The sequence below is a fragment of the Intestinimonas butyriciproducens genome (assembly GCF_016901775.1).
GTDB lineage: Bacteria > Bacillota > Clostridia > Oscillospirales > Butyricicoccaceae > Pseudobutyricicoccus.
This window is the reverse complement of the sequence record NZ_JACJKW010000013.1, coordinates 1-13,461: the sequence shown is the minus strand read 5'-3', so window position 1 is coordinate 13,461 and position 13,461 is coordinate 1. Positions and strand designations below refer to the sequence as shown.

The window sequence follows — 13,461 nt, the reverse complement described above, 5'->3', positions numbered from 1 at the left end:
AACTGGGGTTTTACTTGTTTTGAAGAGAAAAATGTGGTATAATAGAATAAAATGGAAGCAAAAATCTGAGAATTTTTGTTGAAACTGATGACAAAAAGAAAATGATACATAGGTGACACTGTATGGCGGCTTAAAGAAGGAGGCGGCGTGATGTATACAGTGGGCGAAAAGGTGGCGCATCCCATGCATGGCGCGGGAGTGATCGAGCAGATCCTACCCCGGGAAGAAGGGGGGAAAGAGCGCCTTTTTTACCTTTTGCGCCTGTGTGTAGGCTCCATGACGCTGCTTTTGCCTTGTGACAGCTGCGGGGCCGTGGGGGTGCGTCCTGCCGTCTCCCGGGAAGAGGCCCAGAGCCTTCTGGACCGGCTGGAGGAGGTGCCTGTGTGTCAGGAGGGAAATTGGAATCAGCGCTACAAAGACAATATGCAGCGCATCCGCAGCGGCGAGCTGGAGCAGGTGGCCGTGGTCATCCGCAGCCTGCGGCGGCGGGATGGTCAGAAGAATCTGTCCACCGGTGAACGGAAAATGCTTTCCAGCGCCAAAAAGATCCTGGTTTCGGAATTGGCTTTGGTGTTGGAGCAGGATTATGGGCAGATCGAGCATATCGTGGAAAAAACATTGGTATAGTAGAAAGGACAGCCGGTCCTCTGGAGTGGCTGAGAGGGAGGGGATCGGATTTGCTGAAACAGCTGCATTCTTTGTTTAAAAAGAAAGAGCGTCCTTATACCGCCGCAGTGGTGGCCGCCGGCGGCAGCGCCCGCCGGATGGAAGGAGTGGATAAACTTTTGGCCGAGATCCATGGCGTGCCGGTGATCGCCTATACTTTGCTGGCTTTGGAAAAAAGCTCCTGCGTGGATGAAATCGTGGTGGCGGCGTCGGAAGGGAATTTTCTCCCCATCACGGAGATTTGCCGGGAATTTGGCATCAGCAAGGTGTTTAAGGTGGTGCGGGGCGGCCAGGAGCGGGCCGACAGCGTATATAAGGCGCTGTGCGAATGCAGTCCCCAGACAGAGTTTGTATTGGTGCAGGATGGGGCGCGGCCGCTGCTCACGCCGTCTCTTGCGGAAAAGGTGTGTCAGAAAGCCTATGAAGCCCGGTGCGCCACAGCGGCCGTGCCGGTGAAGGACACCATCAAAGTGGTGGAAAACGGCCTTGTGCAGCAAACGCCGGACAGGGCTTTTTTGTATGCGGTGCAGACACCCCAGGTCACCGACATCGATCTTTTGAAAGGGGCGTTGTGCAAAGCGGCCCAGGAAGGGGAAAAGGTGACCGACGACTGCGCCGCCGTGGAGAAACTGGGCATTCGCCCGGCCATTGTCATGGGCTCCTATGACAATATCAAGATCACCACGCCGGAAGATCTGGACATCGCCCAGGTTCTTTTGGAGCGTCTGGGAACAGAACGAGGGGGGAAGGACCTTTGAAGTTGCGAGTGGGAAACGGATATGATGTGCACCGGCTGGAAGAAGGCCGCAAGCTGATTTTGTGCGGGGTGGAAGTGCCCTATGAAAAGGGACTTTTGGGTCACAGCGATGCCGATGTGGCCACCCATGCCCTCATCGACGCTTTGCTGGGCGCCGCGGGATTGGGGGATATCGGAAGCCATTTTCCCGATACCGATCCGGCTTACAAAGGCATCTACAGCATTCAGCTTTTGGAACACACGGCGGCTCTTTTGAAAAAAGAGGGCTACGGCATAGAAAATGTGGATCTGATCATCGTGGCCCAAAAACCAAAATTGCTGCCCTATTTCCCGGCCATGAAGGAAAAACTGGCTCAAGCCCTGGAAATCGGGGTGGAGCAGGTGAATATCAAAGGGAAAACCGAAGAAACCCTGGGCTTTACCGGCCGGATGGAAGGGATGAAAGCCTACGCCGTGGCCTTGCTTCTGGGCCAGTGAGAAGGGGATCGGTATGGGCGCTTATTTTGGCAATGTAATGGTGTTATTGCCGGAGAGACAGTCTTTGGATGAGATTCCCCGTCTGCTGCATCAGGCGGGGCTGCGGCTGGACGATACCTTTGTCTGCCCGGAGGAAGAGCTTTGGGAAGAGGAAAATGTGGTGGCCGCAGCACTTCCGCCGGATACCCGCTGGCTCACTTGCTGGGATCCGGTGTGCCGCCAGGGCTTTGACCCTGATTTGGCGGAAGAGCTGGCTCAGATTTATGGCACGGTATTCCATGCACCTGCTCTTTCCTTTTCGGTGGAGGATGGGGAGCTGTTGCTCATGGGCTGCTATCTTCCCAACCGGCGCTTTTCCCGATGGTATGCCCGGGGAAGCAAGGGCATCCTCACAGAGTACGGTATTCCGTCTCAGGCCGGGGCTTTTCCCCAAGAGGTTTCCCGTCTGCTGCCTACGGCCCGTATTTTTCCCTTTCATCGGGTGTGGAGTGAGCCGGGGACAGGCCGGGAAGAAGAACGGCTGATGGATATGGCCGCTTTGTTTGGCTTTGCTCCGGTGAGCCTGGAAGAGGGGATCCCTCCGCCGGTGAAATCCCGGTTTTTCCGAGTGCCTTATGGCATGTAAGAATGAAGAAAAGGCGTTTGCCGGTTTCCCCGGCAAACGCCTTTTTGGATGAAGAAGTCAGTTGCCTTTTCCCTGGCTCTCGAGAAGAGAGAGCTTTCGCCAGAAGCGGATGACCAGGGGAAGGGTCAGAAGGGCGGTGAGCAGGTCAGCGATGGGCTGGGCCAGCTGCACGCCCAGAATGCTGTCGAAGAGGGCGGGCAGCAGCAGGATCAACGGGAGAAAAAACAGGCCCTGTCGTGAAACGGCCAGCAGGGTGGCTTCTTTGGCCTGGCCGATGGATTGGAAGAGCATATTGGAGATGACCACCAAAGCCTGGAAGGGAAGCAGAGCGCATTGAAGCCGGAAAGCCCGGGAGCCAATGGCGATGACCAAAGGATCGTCCCGACGGAAAATGGCCATGATATCCGGGGCAAAAAGAAAGCCGATGGCTGCCATGATGAAGAGCCCCACCACGCCCACCTTCAGGCAGAAGAAATAGGCCTGGCGCAGCCGGTCATAACGGCGGGCGCCGTAGTTGTAGCCGGCCACCGGCTGAAAGCCCTGGCCAAAGCCCAGAAGAGCAGAGAGGATGAACATGAATACCCGGCCCACCACTGACATGGCGGCGATGGCTGCGTCGCCATAAAGTCCGGCGGCCCGGTTGAGCATTACCGAAGCCACACTGGCCAGGCCCTGGCGGAAGAAAGAAGGCGCGCCGGTGCGCAGAATCTCCCAATAGACGGCCCTCTGGCGGGATACCCACCGGAGCCGGATGCGTACGGCACTGCGCCCCCGGATATAGTGGGAAATCAGAATGGCAAAGCTGACGACCTGGCTGAGCACGGTGGCGATGGCGGCGCCCTGGATGCCCATATCAAAGGTGAAGATAAACACCGGGTCCAGCACCATGTTGAGAAGGCCGCCGAAGCCGATGCCCAGCATGGCCAGCACGGCCTGGCCTTCGGCCCGCAGATCGTTGTTCATCACAAAGGAGGTGCACATAAAAGGTGCTCCCAGCAAAATCACCTGGGCATACTCCTCCGCATAGGGCAAAATGGTTTCGGTGGCACCCAAAGCCCGCATCAATGTATCCAGAAAAAGGGTGCCCAACAAGGTGATGGCGATACCCAGCATGGCGGCGGTAAAGAAGGCGGAAGAGGCCACTTCATTGGCCTTGTCGTTTTGCTTTTGGCCCAGAAGCCGGGAGATATAGCCGCCGGACCCCATGCCCAGCATAAAGCCCACGGCCTGGATGATGGCCATCAGGGAAAACACCACGCCCACTGCGCCGGTGGCACTGGTGCCCAGTTTGCTGACGAAAAAGGTATCCGCCAGATTATAAATGGAAGTGATCATCATGCTGACAATGGTGGGCACGGCCAGCTTGCCGATGAGCCTGGGGATGGGGGTTTCGGTCATTCGGATGAATTGAGCGTCGGCTGCCGAGGGAGAGGGAGTCATAAAACCACCGCTTTCTTTGTGTCTTTTTCTCTGTCATGGTCAGGAAACTAACAATAGTATACCAAAGAAAGGAAACAGATGCAAAGGAATTTAGGGGCTTGACAGATGGAGCGAAACCATTCAAAATAAAAAGATAAGGACGGAATGGATTCCGTCTTGCTTTTTTGCCGGCAAGGCCGGCCTATCCCCTCGGAAAGAAGGATGATTTTTCCCATGCAGGACAGCGAAAAGACCCGATTGTTTGAGCAGACGCCCATTCCCAGGGCGGTGGCTCAGCTGGCCATTCCCACCATACTCAGTGCGCTGGTGATGGTGCTTTATAATCTGGCCGATACTTATTTTGTGGGCATGCTTAATGAGCCCATTGAAAATGCCGCCGTCACCCTGGCGGCGCCGGTGCTCCTGGCCTTCAATGCCGTCAACAACCTTTTCGGCGTAGGCGGATCCAGCATGATGAGCCGGGCCCTGGGGCGGAAGGACTATGAGACGGTGTACCGCAGCTCGGCCTTTGCTTTCTATTGCTCCATTGGTGCAGGATTGTTTTTTTCCCTTTTGTGCACCGTGTTCAAAGGGCCGCTGCTCACTTTGCTGGGAGCCAGCACGGAGACGGCGGCGGCCACCTCCGGCTATTTGCTGTGGACGGTGAATTTTGGCGCGGCCCCTGCTATTCTGAATGTGGTGATGGCCTATCTGGTGCGGTCGGAAGGCTCTGCCCTTCATGCCAGTGTGGGAACCATGAGCGGCTGTTTGCTCAATATTCTGCTGGACCCCATTTTTGTTCTGCCCTGGGGGCTGGATATGGGAGCCGAGGGCGCCGGTCTGGCCACCTTCATTTCCAACTGTGTGGCTTGCCTGTATTTCTTTGTGTTGCTTTATAAAAAAAGAGGGCATACCTATGTGTGCGTCTCCCCCAAAAAATTCAGCATGGAAAAGCAAATCGTCCGGGGCGTGTGCGTTGTGGGCATCCCCGCTTCCATCCAGAACCTGCTCAATGTCACCGGCATGACCATCCTCAACAACTTTACTTCGGCTTTTGGAGCCAATGCCGTGGCGGCCATGGGCATCACCCAGAAGATCAACATGGTTCCCATGAACATCTCCATGGGTCTGTCCCAGGGCATTATGCCCCTGATCAGTTACAACTACGCTTCGGGCAATGTGAAACGGATGAAGGGAACGCTGCTCTTTGCTGTCAAACTGTCCCTGAGCTTTATCCTTACCATGTCCGCCATCTATTTCCTGGCGGCCGGTCCTCTGGTGCAGATGTTTATGGACAACCAGGCCATTATCGATTATGGTACCCGCTTCCTCCGGGGTTTCTGCCTGGGTCTGCCTTTCCTTTGTGTGGACTTTCTGGCGGTGGGCGTTTTCCAGGCCACCGGCTTGGGCGGATGGGCCTTCCTCTTCGCCATCATGCGGAAAATCGTGCTGGAGATCCCCGCTCTGTATACTCTGAACAAGCTGTTCCCCCTGTATGGCCTGGCCTATGCCCAGCTCACCGCTGAGGTGGTTCTGGCCGTGGCAGCCGTGGTGGTGCTTTCACGCCTGTTCCGCAAACTGCAACAGCAGCACCCACAAAAAGAAAATTGATTCAAAATTATAAAAAATCCCCTCTGGTTTTGCCAGAGGGGATTTTTCGTTAAGGCAGCCGCACATCAAAGCAGAACTGCGCCTCGTATACGGTGTTTTGAACGGGATGGGAGAAGGAAGCGGTGATGGTATAGCGGGCGCTGTAAGGGGCCAGCGGCAGCGTATTCCCCGTAAGCCCATCCAGCGGGAGGGAGTATGTCCGCGCTCCTTCCAGCTCCTTCACCAGAATGGTGCCGCCGGGCAGAAGGGGAAGGGAGAAATCCAGCCCCACTTCTTTTGCGGGGAAACCTGCGATGCCGCTGGGGTCCCCCTCCCACTGCCAATAGGGCCGTTCTTCCTGCAAAACGCCCTCCCGGCTTTCACTGAGAATGGTGCGGGATGCGGAAAGGGGATTTTGCCCCAGTTCCGGATGGTCAAAGAACAGATCCAGAGTGGGAGGTGTGGGATCGGGGTCGGGATCGGGGGCCGAAGGGTCCAGGAAGGAAAAAAGGGCCTCTTTGTCCAAAGGTTCGGTGAGTTTGTAATAGATGGCTCCTTTGTTGTCATAGGGCAGATAAGCTGTGAGAAAATCCTGGGAAAGAGTGAGCCGGGTGGCGCTTTGGTCATTGGAGAAAGTAATAGTGATTTCCCAATCTTCTTCCGGCAGGGAGGTGGTGAGCAAAGGGGCAAGAGACAGCCCTTTGAGATAGTCGGTCAATCCCTCTTCCTCCCAAGCGTAGATGAATTGTGGAGAATTGTAGTTTGTCTGGAAAATATCACGGATCACATGGTCGGAGGGGATGTTCTGAAAGATCAGCTCATCGGCGGTGCGGGCCGGCTGAGCCAGGGCAATGGAGCCATAGCTCATCATCAGAAAGAAGGTGCTCAGTCCCAGGAGAAGGGCGCCGGAGAGTTTTTTGCCGGGATGGAGCACCCGGCGCAGCCGGTAGCGCAGGGTGCGGCCGTTGGCGGAGAGGCAGGAGGTCAGCCCCAGGCTGCTTCCGGCGGTATGCAGCAGCAAAGCAGCGTATTTACGCCGGGTTTTGTCATCCCGGCGGTACAGCACCCCTTCGTCACAGCTCAGTTCCAGATCCTGGGCCACTTTGTAGCAGGCCAGCCAGATCAGGGGATTGAACCAACCCAGGGCCAGGGAGAAGAACAGGAAGGCCTTGGTTTTGATGTCCTCATTGCGGATATGGCCTATTTCATGGCAGAAGATCAGCTCCAGTTCTTCCGGGGTGTATTCCCGCTGGGGCAAAACCAGCCGCAGGGTGCGGTCAAACAGCCCCAGAGTGAGGGGGGTTGCAAGCACGGGAGAACGGAGCAGAAGGATCTCCCGGCGGCAGCCGCTGCGGGTCTGGCACTCCCGCCAAAGACGAAGAGTCTCTTCTTCCATTGCCATAGGAGTGCTGCGGGGCAGAAGGTGGCCGGAAAAGGAGAGAAACTTTTTCTGGCGGTTTGCAGGTTTTTCGTGTGCTTCCTGCCACAGGCGGAGACCTTTTTCATCGGTCACCAATGTGGCGTCTTTCAGCACCCGGCGGCGAAAGCGCAGGTGGGTCACCGTTTGCCATAGAAGCATCAGTACAAAGCCGCCCAGCCATACAACGACCATCCAGGGCCGAAAGGCAAAGGGGAGAGGCAGGATGATGCGGGGGGTGAACATTCTGTCCAGGTTGAAAAGCAGATAGAGCAGGTTGGGCAGAAGCCACAGACTGGCGCAGGCCTTGGCAGAAAAGAAGCGGCGCAGCAGGGGCAGAAGGAGCAGAAGCAGGGCAAAATACAAGCTGAGATACCCCAGAAGGATCAAGGCAATGGGGGATAAAAAATCGGCCGAGGGCAAAAACAGCTGGAAACAAAGGAGCAGCAGAAGAAAACAGGGCAGAAGTAAAGGAAAGAGCAGTACGGTTTTCCGTCCTTTTTTCAGCGGTTTCCAGAACAGATCCCGCTCTTCCTGCTGCCGGGCGGAAAAGCCCCAGGCAGCGGCAAAGGCAAAAATCAGACTGAGGATCAGCTTCATGGTCATCACAGTTCACCTTCCTCCAAAAGACGGTGCAATTCCATCAGATCCTTTTGGGTCAGGCCGCCGGCGGAAAGGGCGGCAGCCAGAATACCCATGTTCCCCTGGCACACATCCTGGACAAAGTACTGGCCCTGGCGGGCCAGGTAACTTTCCCGGGAGACCAGAGGGGTGTAGCGGTTCTGGCGGCCTTCCTTCTCGATGCGGACAAACCCCTTTTCTCCCAGCCGGGTGAGATGGGTCAAAAGGGTGGTCATAGCCGGGCGGCGCTGAAAACGCTTTTGAAAATGCTCTTCGATCTCTCCACGGGAAGCGGGAACAGCGCAGTCCCACAGGGCCTGCATCACTTCCAGCTCCCCATCGGGCAGGCGGCGGATGGCAGTCATAGCGTTCACCTCTACAAATGTAGTAGTATAGTTTTATTCTACATTTGTAGAGATATTTTGTCAAGAAAAATCCCGGCAGGTTTCCTGCCGGGGGGAAGACGATGGAAAAGTCAATATGGTGAAGGGAATGGTTTGCCCTATCTTTCATCAATCCGCAAAAAACGGCGACCTGTGCGCCGGTTTTTGCACTTCTCAAGGGGCAAGTGTGGGCCATCGGCTGCACGCAGCCCCTTGCAAAAACTCGAAAAAGTGGCTTTTGCCACTTTTTCGAAGCGACCAATCCCGGCGGAAAACCCGCCGGGATGGGAAAGCTCTTATTGTTTTTTGCCGTGGGAGATCAAATAGTAGCCGCCGCCCACCACCAAAGCACCGCCTACCAGGTTGCCCAGGCCGGAGACCAAGATGTTCCAAAAGAAGCCACTCAGGGAAATGGCGGCCTCCTGACCGGCCATCAAAGCGGAGGACAGCAGAGTCATGTTGGCCACACAGTGCTCAAAACCAGGGGTGATGAACATGACAATGCCCCAAAAGACCATCAGCAGCTTGGCGCTTTCGCTTTGCAGTTTGAAGGAGCACCACACCGGCAGACAAACCAGGATGTTGCACAGAATGCCTGCGATGAAAAGGGTGGGGAAGGAGCTGTTCATTTTGGTTTCGGCGCTTTGGAGAATAAACTCTATGGCGTCGTTGCCGAACAGATTGCCCCAGCGCATCAGCAGGGAAAGGAGAAGGGCTCCCAGGAGATTTCCGATGTAACTGAACAAAAGAACATAGGCACACTGCTTCCAGGAAACCTTCTTTTCCAGAGCCCCTACCGTCATAGTCATGGTGTTTCCGGTGAACAGATCGGCCCCGGCCATGAGCACAAAGCTCAGCGCCCCGCCAAACAGCAGTCCCATGATCAGCTTGGTATAGGGGGAACCGGCGGCGGAAAGGGTGCCGCCTACGGTAAAGACCAGAATCACGCCAAAGCCGATATAGGCTCCGGCCAGCATAGTGGAAACGAGAGCGCCCAAGGGATGGCGGGAGAAAAGACGGGCTTTTTTCTCCGCCCCCTGGGCCACTGCCGTGAGTGCGTCCTGATACATGATGTCCATCCTCCTTTTCAAAAAAGAAAGGGGCACGCCTTTGGCCGGCGTGCCCCTTGGGGTTTTTCAGTTCAAACCGGCTTGTTTCATGGCGGCCCGGACCACATGCTGGGCCAGGCAGCTGGTGGTCACCGTGCCCACACCACCGGGAACCGGGGTGAGGCGGGCTACCACATTTTCTACGGCGGCCTGATCCACATCGCCGCACAGTTTGCCCTTTTCATCCACATTGATCCCCACATCAATGACCACCTGACCGGGGGAAACATGGTCCCGGGTGATCATTTTGGCTTTGCCGGCGCAAGCCACCAGAATATCGGCTTCCCGGGTGCGGGCGGGGAGATCCTGGGTGCGGGTGTGGCAGATGGTGACGGTGGCGTTTTTGGCCAGCATCATCATACTGAGGGGCTTGCCCACCACCATGCTGCGGCCCACAATGGTTACCCGTTTGCCGGAAAGCTCCACGCCGAAGTGGCTGAGAAGCTCCATCACCGCTTCTGGGGTGCAGGGAGGATACCCGGAGGGATCGGCGGCAAACACCTTGGCCAGATTGTCCGGGTTCATGGCGTCCATATCCTTTTCCGGGGAGAGGACATATTTAATGACTCCCTCGTCCAGCTGGGCAGGCAGGGGACGGAATACCAGCACCCCATGGATGCTGTCGTCTTTGTTGAGTTTCTCCAGCTCCTGAATAAAGGAGGGCTGGTCGATGTCCTGGGGCAGCTCCACCACCCGCAGACCGATGCCCAGACCGGAAAAGCGCTTGATGGCTCCGGCTTCATAGGACAGGTCATCCGGCCGTGCGCCGCAGCGGACAATGGCCATCTGGGGATGCACTTCCGCTTCTTCCAGCTTGTTTACCTGCTGGAGCAGCCGCTCTTTCATGGCGGCTACAACTTCTTTGCCTTTCAGCAGTTCAGCCATGTTGCATCCTCCTCCTTATTTGCGGATGGAGCCTTTGACGGCTTCCACCACTTGATCGGCCCGGGGCAGCCACTCTTTCAGCATGGCGTCGGCTGCTTCTTCCCACTGGGCAGCAGTTTCCCGGTCCTGCATCAGTTTGGTATTGATATATACATTCAGACTGGCACCATCCAGAGCGGCCCGGCAGAAGGCGGCCCCCACGCCCACATCGGACAGGGCAATGCGGGAACCTTTTTCCGCCAGCTCTTCCAGAAGAGCAATGGCCTTGGTACAGGCTTCCATAATGTGCAAAGGCACCTGACAGGCGTCTTTCAGGCATTTTTCCATCACTTCCTGCCGTTTTGCCGCCTCTTCCGGAGTGGTTTTGGGCAGGCCATAGGCCTGGGAAAGAGGCTCAAAGGCATCGGCATCGGCCTGTACCAGGCTTTGCAGATGGAGACGCAGTTCTTCCCCTTCCTTCAGAATGCGCAGGATGTCTTCTTCCACGGCGGCGTATTTCTTTTTACCCCGGGTAAGGTTGCAGACCATGCTGCCCAGGGCCACGCCCAAAGCACCGCACAAGGCGGAAGCGCCGCCGCCGCCAGGCACTGGCTGTTTTGTGGAAAGCTGGGTGAGAAATTCCTCACAGGTCAGATGAAGCATGGTTTTTTCTCCTTTGTTTTGTTGTGATAAAAGTAAGCTGAAATCTGCCCGCAGCCATGGCTGCGGGCAGACCGGCAGAAAAACATTAGAACAGGCCGGAGATCTTGCCGGCTTCGTCCACATCGATGTGTTCGGCAGCCGGGACCTTGGGCAGGCCGGGCAGAGTCATGATATCGCCGGTAAGGGCCACAGCAAAGCCGGCTCCGGCGGAGATCTTCACATTGCGTACGGTGATCTTGAATCCCTGGGGACGGCCCTTTTTCTTCTGGTCGTCAGAGAGGGAATACTGGGTTTTGGCCATACACACCGGCACATGGGCAAATCCCATTTCCTCGATTTGTTTGATCTGCTTTTTGGCGGCGGGGAGAATGTCCACACCGTCGGCGCCGTAAATGGTTTTGGCGATGGTCTCGATCTTCTCAGCGATGCCCATTTCATCGGGATAGGTGAACTGGAAGTGGGACAGATCGGCGGTGTCGATGAGCTTGAGCACCTCACGGGCCAGCTCTTCGCCGCCTTCGCCGCCCTTGGCCCACACCTGGGACAGGGCCACATGGACGCCCATCTCCCGGCACTTCTGTTCCACCAGTTCCAGCTCTTTCTGGGTATCGGTGGGGAAGGCGTTGATGGCCACCACAGCGGGCAGATTCCATACCTTGGTCACATTTTCGATGTGCTTGAGCAGGTTGGGCAGACCCTTTTCCAGAGCTTCCAGATTTTCTTCGTTCAGATCGGCCTTGTCCACGCCGCCGTGGCTCTTCAGGGCCCGGACAGTGGCCACGATGACCACGCAGGAAGGAACAAAGCCTGCCATGCGGCACTTGATGTCCAGGAACTTTTCCGCACCCAGGTCGGCGCCGAAGCCGGCTTCCGTGACGGCATAATCACCCAGTTTCAAAGCCATACGGGTAGCGGTGATGCTGTTGCAGCCGTGAGCGATGTTGGCAAAGGGGCCGCCGTGGATAAAGGCGGGGGTCTTTTCCAGAGTCTGCACCAGGTTGGGCTTGAGGGCGTCTTTCAGCAGGGCGGTCATGGCCCCTTCGGCCTTCAGGTCATGGGCGGTGACCGCCTGTCCGGAGTAGGTGTAGCCGATGATGATCCGGCCCAGCCGGGACTTCAGGTCCAGAATATCGGAGGACAGGCACAGAGCGGCCATCACTTCCGAGGCCACGGTGATGTCGTAGCCGTCCTCCCGGGGCATGCCGTTGGCTTTGCCGCCCAGGCCATCGGTGATGAAGCGAAGCTGCCGGTCGTTCATATCCACGCAGCGGCGCCAGGTGATCCGGCGGGGGTCGATCTGCAGGGCATTGCCCTGGTAGATGTGGTTGTCGATCATTGCGGCCAGCAGGTTGTTGGCTGCACCGATGGCGTGGAAGTCGCCGGTGAAGTGGAGGTTGATGTCCTCCATAGGCACCACCTGGGCATAGCCGCCGCCGGCAGCGCCGCCCTTCACGCCGAACACAGGCCCCAAAGAGGGCTCACGCAGGGCGATGACCACCTTTTTGCCCAGGCGATGGAGTGCATCACCCAGACCAACCGTGGTAGTGGTTTTGCCTTCGCCAGCCGGGGTGGGATTGATGGCGGTGACCAAAATCAGCTTGCCATTGGGAGTATCTTTATATTTGGTTTTCAGAAGGTTGTAATCCACCTTCGCTTTGTATTTTCCGTAGTACTCCAGCTCGTCTTCGGTCAGGCCGATGGATGCGGCGATCTGCCCGATAGGAGCCATCGTGGTTGCTTGTGCGATTTCGATGTCGCTTTTGAAAGCCATTGCAGTTTCCTCCTTAAAATCGGATTTGTGTCAGTTGCCGCACAGGATTGATGTCCTGTGCAAATTGCCTATTTCCACTTTGTATTATATACTATTTTGGGAATTGACGGAACAAAAAACTCCGTTAAAACGCTCACAAATTTAATTTTTTATTTTGGAGGAATGGTAGGAAGGGTGAAATTTGAGCGACTTGCATAAAAAAAGCTTCAGACTATTATGTGATTTCACGAAGGGAAAAAGAGAATTGGCTGAAGAACAGCCCATTGCTTTCTGCAAAAGGCAAAATAAACAAAAACGACGAAAAAAGTTCGGCAAATCGGCAAATTGACGAAAAAATAACGGAAAAGCCGAAGGAAAATATTTAAAAGCCGTACAAACTTTGGACACAAATGCCAGGTATACTAAGTTCATCGACAGGAAAGCCAGCCAATGGCTTTTACATAGAGAGTACGGAAAGGAAAGGAGGCGAGGCGGTGTAAAAAGAAATGCCAGAAAACAAAGATCATCCACAAAGATAATTCCTCTTACAAACATAAATCGTCCATGATGAAAAACACATGGGCAGCGCAGCCTGATTGCGCTATATAAATGAAATACCACTGTCTGTTCGCCGGGTGGACGGAATACCGGCCCGGCGAGCGAGACAGAGCAAAAAGGAAGCAGTCCGGCTGACTATCAGCACGGGCTTTTTTGTTGCCGGGCCGGTATTCCGTCTAATCAATCCTGCGGGGTCCCCGGAAAAAGGAAGTTTTTCCGGGGTGAAACAGCCCGGCGAGCGAGACAGAGCAAAAAGGAAGCAGTCCGGCTGGCAAACAGCACGGGCTTTTTTGATGCCGGGCCGGGCGGCGAGCCGCCGCAGGCATCCTCTCCCTGGCTTGCTGGGCTGCGGGCCTGGGTACTCCGGCTCCGCCGGAAGGAATCAGGGTGAAACAGCCCGGCGAGCGAGACAGAGCAAAAAAGGAAGCAGTCCGGCTGATTGTCAGCGCGGGATTTTTTGTTGCCTTCGGGTTTCTGATTTTAATCTTAATCAATCTGCAAAAAGCTGCGACCTGTGCGTGGCTTTTTGCACCTCTCAAGGGGCCAGTGTGCGCCAAAGGCG

12 protein-coding genes are annotated in these 13,461 nt (G+C 55.9%); 5 read left to right on the top strand and 7 right to left on the bottom strand.

Translation table 11 applies throughout. The features are described from left to right. Positions 1 to 150: 150 nt before the first annotated feature. Genes H6A25_RS08025 through H6A25_RS08010 form a run of 4 tightly spaced genes read left to right on the top strand, consistent with a single transcriptional unit; the run spans position 151 to position 2,525 of the window. Positions 151 to 627 (top strand): CarD family transcriptional regulator, encoded by a 477-nt coding sequence (locus H6A25_RS08025; RefSeq protein ID WP_204751455.1) that lies wholly within the window; start codon positions 151 to 153, stop codon positions 625 to 627. A 50-nt stretch (positions 628 to 677) separates the two neighbouring features. After that, a complete protein-coding gene (ispD, locus tag H6A25_RS08020; RefSeq protein WP_204751453.1) occupies positions 678 to 1,424 on the top strand; it encodes a 2-C-methyl-D-erythritol 4-phosphate cytidylyltransferase in 747 nt (248 codons plus the stop codon). Positions 1,425 to 1,426: 2 nt separating this feature from the next. Next, positions 1,427 to 1,900 (top strand): 2-C-methyl-D-erythritol 2,4-cyclodiphosphate synthase, encoded by a 474-nt coding sequence (gene ispF / locus H6A25_RS08015; RefSeq protein ID WP_204751581.1) that lies wholly within the window; start codon positions 1,427 to 1,429, stop codon positions 1,898 to 1,900. A gap of 13 nt (positions 1,901 to 1,913) precedes the next feature. Continuing rightward, positions 1,914 to 2,525, top strand: coding sequence for a hypothetical protein (locus tag H6A25_RS08010; RefSeq protein ID WP_204751451.1), 612 nt, complete (start codon positions 1,914 to 1,916; stop codon positions 2,523 to 2,525). Positions 2,526 to 2,582: 57 nt separating this feature from the next. Here H6A25_RS08010 and H6A25_RS08005 read toward each other — a convergent pair whose 3' ends face one another. Then, positions 2,583 to 3,965: an MATE family efflux transporter gene (locus H6A25_RS08005; RefSeq protein ID WP_204751449.1), complete on the bottom strand. Its 1,383-nt coding sequence runs from the start codon at positions 3,963 to 3,965 to the stop codon at positions 2,583 to 2,585. Positions 3,966 to 4,178: 213 nt separating this feature from the next. Here H6A25_RS08005 and H6A25_RS08000 point away from each other — a divergent pair, with 213 nt between their 5' ends. Beyond that, complete coding sequence (locus H6A25_RS08000) at positions 4,179 to 5,555, top strand: MATE family efflux transporter (RefSeq protein ID WP_204751447.1); 1,377 nt, start codon at positions 4,179 to 4,181, stop codon at positions 5,553 to 5,555. A 49-nt stretch (positions 5,556 to 5,604) separates the two neighbouring features. Here the strand turns inward: H6A25_RS08000 and H6A25_RS07995 are convergent, their stop codons facing one another. The 6 genes from H6A25_RS07995 to H6A25_RS07970 all read right to left on the bottom strand — a co-directional run bounded on the left by H6A25_RS07995 (position 5,605) and on the right by H6A25_RS07970 (position 12,362). Next, positions 5,605 to 7,557 (bottom strand): M56 family metallopeptidase, encoded by a 1,953-nt coding sequence (locus H6A25_RS07995; RefSeq protein ID WP_243423291.1) that lies wholly within the window; start codon positions 7,555 to 7,557, stop codon positions 5,605 to 5,607. After that, a complete protein-coding gene (locus H6A25_RS07990; protein ID WP_204751444.1) occupies positions 7,557 to 7,937 on the bottom strand; it encodes a BlaI/MecI/CopY family transcriptional regulator in 381 nt (126 codons plus the stop codon). The genes H6A25_RS07995 and H6A25_RS07990 overlap by 1 nt, the downstream gene beginning before the upstream one ends. 314 nt (positions 7,938 to 8,251) lie before the next feature. After that, the gene (locus H6A25_RS07985) at positions 8,252 to 9,025 is read right to left on the bottom strand and encodes a formate/nitrite transporter family protein (RefSeq protein ID WP_204751442.1); all 774 of its coding nucleotides are present in this window, start codon (positions 9,023 to 9,025) and stop codon (positions 8,252 to 8,254) included. 66 nt (positions 9,026 to 9,091) lie between these two features. Next, a complete protein-coding gene (locus H6A25_RS07980; protein ID WP_204751441.1) occupies positions 9,092 to 9,949 on the bottom strand; it encodes a bifunctional 5,10-methylenetetrahydrofolate dehydrogenase/5,10-methenyltetrahydrofolate cyclohydrolase in 858 nt (285 codons plus the stop codon). A 15-nt stretch (positions 9,950 to 9,964) separates the two neighbouring features. Beyond that, positions 9,965 to 10,591, bottom strand: a complete 627-nt coding sequence (locus tag H6A25_RS07975; RefSeq protein WP_204751440.1) for a cyclodeaminase/cyclohydrolase family protein — start codon at positions 10,589 to 10,591, stop codon at positions 9,965 to 9,967. An 85-nt stretch (positions 10,592 to 10,676) separates the two neighbouring features. Continuing rightward, positions 10,677 to 12,362, bottom strand: a complete 1,686-nt coding sequence (locus tag H6A25_RS07970) for a formate--tetrahydrofolate ligase (RefSeq protein WP_204751439.1) — start codon at positions 12,360 to 12,362, stop codon at positions 10,677 to 10,679. Positions 12,363 to 13,461: the final 1,099 nt, after the last annotated feature.

Excerpts from the sequence above, each read along its gene's own strand:
- H6A25_RS08025 (WP_204751455.1), top strand. The coding sequence starts at position 151 with ATGTATACAGTGGGCGAAAAGGTGGCGCATCCCATGCATGGCGCGGGA.
- H6A25_RS08010 (WP_204751451.1), top strand. The coding sequence starts at position 1,914 with ATGGGCGCTTATTTTGGCAATGTAATGGTGTTATTGCCGGAGAGACAG.
- H6A25_RS08005 (WP_204751449.1), bottom strand. The coding sequence starts at position 3,965 with ATGACTCCCTCTCCCTCGGCAGCCGACGCTCAATTCATCCGAATGACC.
- H6A25_RS08000 (WP_204751447.1), top strand. The coding sequence starts at position 4,179 with ATGCAGGACAGCGAAAAGACCCGATTGTTTGAGCAGACGCCCATTCCC.
- H6A25_RS07995 (WP_243423291.1), bottom strand. The coding sequence starts at position 7,557 with ATGACCATGAAGCTGATCCTCAGTCTGATTTTTGCCTTTGCCGCTGCC.
- H6A25_RS07990 (WP_204751444.1), bottom strand. The coding sequence starts at position 7,937 with ATGACTGCCATCCGCCGCCTGCCCGATGGGGAGCTGGAAGTGATGCAG.
- H6A25_RS07985 (WP_204751442.1), bottom strand. The coding sequence starts at position 9,025 with ATGTATCAGGACGCACTCACGGCAGTGGCCCAGGGGGCGGAGAAAAAA.
- H6A25_RS07980 (WP_204751441.1), bottom strand. The coding sequence starts at position 9,949 with ATGGCTGAACTGCTGAAAGGCAAAGAAGTTGTAGCCGCCATGAAAGAG.
- H6A25_RS07975 (WP_204751440.1), bottom strand. The coding sequence starts at position 10,591 with ATGCTTCATCTGACCTGTGAGGAATTTCTCACCCAGCTTTCCACAAAA.
- H6A25_RS07970 (WP_204751439.1), bottom strand. The coding sequence starts at position 12,362 with ATGGCTTTCAAAAGCGACATCGAAATCGCACAAGCAACCACGATGGCT.